The sequence below is a fragment of the Frankia sp. CcWB2 genome, assembly GCF_977927585.1.
This window is the reverse complement of the sequence record NZ_CDWRCM010000258.1, coordinates 3136-5972: the sequence shown is the minus strand read 5'-3', so window position 1 is coordinate 5972 and position 2837 is coordinate 3136. Positions and strand designations below refer to the sequence as shown.

Genomic DNA, 2837 nt, shown 5'->3' with positions numbered 1-2837 from the left:
TGATTCCCGGTCGGACGGCGGCTATGACGCCGACGTGATCGTGATCGGGAGCGGGTTCGGCGGCAGCGTCAGCGCGCTACGGCTCGCGGAGAAGGGCCATCGTGTCCTCGTGCTGGAGGCCGGTCGCCGGTTCACCCCGGGCACGCTGCCGAAGAACAGCTGGCACGTTCGCCGGTACCTGTGGCTGCCGCGGTTGGGCTGCCACGGCATCCAGAAGATCACCTGGTTGGGTCGGGTCGTGGTGCTGTCCGGAACGGCGGTCGGTGGCGGCTCGGTCGTCTACGCGAACACGCTGTACCGCCCGCTCGACGCCTTCTATACCGACCCGCAGTGGCGGGACATCACCGACTGGCGCCGTGAGCTGGAGCCGTTCTTCGACCAGGCCGAACGCATGCTCGGGGTGAATCCCAACCCGACGACGACGTACTCCGACGAGGTGTTTCGCACGGTCGCCGAGGAGATGAGGGCCGGGTCCACCTTCGCGGCGGCGCCGGTCGGTGTCTTCTTCGGCCGCGACGGCCGCCGGGAACCCGGCGTGCGGGTCCCCGACCCGTACTTCGGCGGCGCCGGCCCGGCTCGGACGGGATGCGTGGAGTGCGGGGAGTGCATGAGCGGCTGCCGTCGAGGGGCCAAGAACACCCTCGACTGTAACTACCTGTACCTGGCCGAGCGGGCCGGTGTGCGGGTAGTCCCGGACGCCACGGTCACGGCCGTCCGGCCACGCTCGACCGGCGGGTACGAGCTCGACCTGGTCCGGACGGGGGGTCTCGTACGGCGTCGGCGACGTACCCTCACCGCGGAGCAGGTCGTGTTCGCCGCCGGCACCCTGGGGACCCAGCGGCTGCTGCTGGCGATGAAACAGAGCGGTGACCTGCCGGCGTTGTCCAACCGGCTCGGTCATCTCACCCGGACGAACTCCGAGGCGATCCTGGGCGCATCCAGGCTGCGCCCCGATCGGCGGATCGTCCGGGGAGTCGCGATCACCTCGTCCTTCCACCCCGACGAGCACACCCACATCGAACCCGTGCGCTACGGCCGGGGGAGCAACCTGATGGCACTGATCAGTGCGTCGATGACCGACGGCGGCGGGCGGGTGCCGCGCTGGCTGAAATACCTGCGTCAGGTCGTGCTCCACCCGCATCAGGCGCTGGCGTCGTCACTGCCCTGGCGATGGTCCGAGCGGACCATCATCGCGCTGGTCATGCAGTCGTGGGACAACTCGTTGATCGTTTCCCTGCGCCGTGGACCGTTCGGTCTCGGCTGGCTGACGAGCCGGCAAGGACACGGTGAGCCGAACCCCTCCTGGATCCCGGAGGGCAACGACGCCGCCCGCCGGATCGCGGCCAGGATGGGCGGTTACCCCGGCGGGTCGATCGGCGAGATCGCCAACATCCCGCTGACCGCGCACATCCTCGGCGGGGCCCCCATCGGCACGGATCCCACCACCGGAGTGATCGATCCCTATCACCGGGTCTTCGGATACGAGGGGCTGCACGTCGTCGACGGCGCCGCGGTCTCGGCGAACCTCGGCGCGAACCCGTCGTTGACCATCACCGCGCAGGCCGAACGGGCGATGTCCTTCTGGCCGAACAAGGGGGAACCCGACCCGCGCCCACCCCTCGGGGCGGCCTACCGGCCGGTCGCGCCGAGACTACCGGCACATCCCGCCGTTCCAGCCGGCGCTCCTGGGACCTACCGCGTGGACGTCACGGCCGGCCCGGTCGCGGGGACGAGGTAACCGGTTGCCGGATGCTGGCCACGAGCTGCTGGGATGCGGGCGTGCCCGGCATCCGCGCTTTGCCCGGCACGGCGATCGCCGGCACGTGGTCTTACGCCGGCATGTGGTCTCAGCGCCGCCGGCTGGGCGCACCGCGCGACGTGTCGACGCCGGGCAACTCCTCGAAGTCAGGGGTCGCCGAGGCGGACAGGCCTTCGTCGAAGGCGCCCCGGGTGTCCGTGCCGGCGGGGGATGCGGTGGTGTCGGCGAGGGGTGCAGTGGTCTTGGTGGGGGATGGGGCGGCGGTGGTGGTGGTGTCAAGCGGCATGGGCTCGGCGGTGGCGGCTGGGCTTTCCTCAGCCTGGGCCAGGTACCGCCGCACCGCGGCGATACCCGCCGCACCCGCGCCGACGATGGCGAGCGTGAGGAACCCCCGCCGCCGACGGCGGTGCACCTTCGCGAGCTTGGACTCGGCCTTCGCCAGCCGCTTCTCCAGGATCTCCTGGGCTTTGTCGGCCTGCAGGCGCGCCTTGGTCTCGCGCTGCACCGCGCGCCGGGAGCGATGCTTCTCCGCCCGCAGCTCGGCGGCGGCCCGGGCGCGTTCGGCGGAGAGCTCGGCATGCGCCCGGGCCTTCTCGATCCGCTTGGCGGTCCGACCGGACACGGCGGTGGCTTTGCCGACGGCCCGGCCCGCGGCCTTCCCGGCTGCCTTCTGGGCCGACACACCGGTCTTGGTGGCCGTGCTGGAGGCGTCGGAGATCCGGTGCGCCACGCTGGTGCCCACATCCCTGGTGGCCGACGCGGCCGATCCGGCCGTACCCCCGGCCTTGCTCGCCGCCTTGTGAGCGACCGTGCCGGCGCGGTCGGCGGCGCTCTTCGCGGTGTCGGACAGCCCGCTAACCGGCGCCGTGTCAGTAACATGTGACAGTCTGTCCTTCAATGTCGTACTCATGATGCCCTCTCGTTGAGCCGATGGTCGAGGCGTCCGGCCATGGAACTGGTGGTGTGCCTGGGTTCGGTCTGGTCAAGATCTGTGAAGTGTGCCGTACCCCGTCGGCGGGCTTCTCCAACGCGTCAACCTTCTGTAGCGTGTCACTCATACTTGGGTGACTTGCCTGGG

2 protein-coding genes are annotated in these 2837 nt (G+C 70.7%); one reads left to right on the top strand and one right to left on the bottom strand.

The window, feature by feature from the left end; translation table 11 throughout:
• On the top strand, window positions 1–1738 hold a 1738-nt coding region (locus tag ACY45C_RS19835), incomplete at its 5' end, for an FAD-dependent oxidoreductase (RefSeq protein WP_462189069.1).
• Between the two features lie 109 nt (window positions 1739–1847).
• Here the strand turns inward: ACY45C_RS19835 and ACY45C_RS19830 are convergent.
• Window positions 1848–2669: a hypothetical protein gene (locus tag ACY45C_RS19830; protein WP_462189068.1), complete on the bottom strand. Its 822-nt coding sequence runs from the start codon at window positions 2667–2669 to the stop codon at window positions 1848–1850.
• Between the last annotated feature and the right edge of the window lie 168 nt (window positions 2670–2837).

Bases quoted from the DNA above. Each gene is read 5' to 3' on its own strand.
- ACY45C_RS19830 (WP_462189068.1), bottom strand. From the start codon at position 2,669: ATGAGTACGACATTGAAGGACAGACTGTCACATGTTACTGACACGGCG.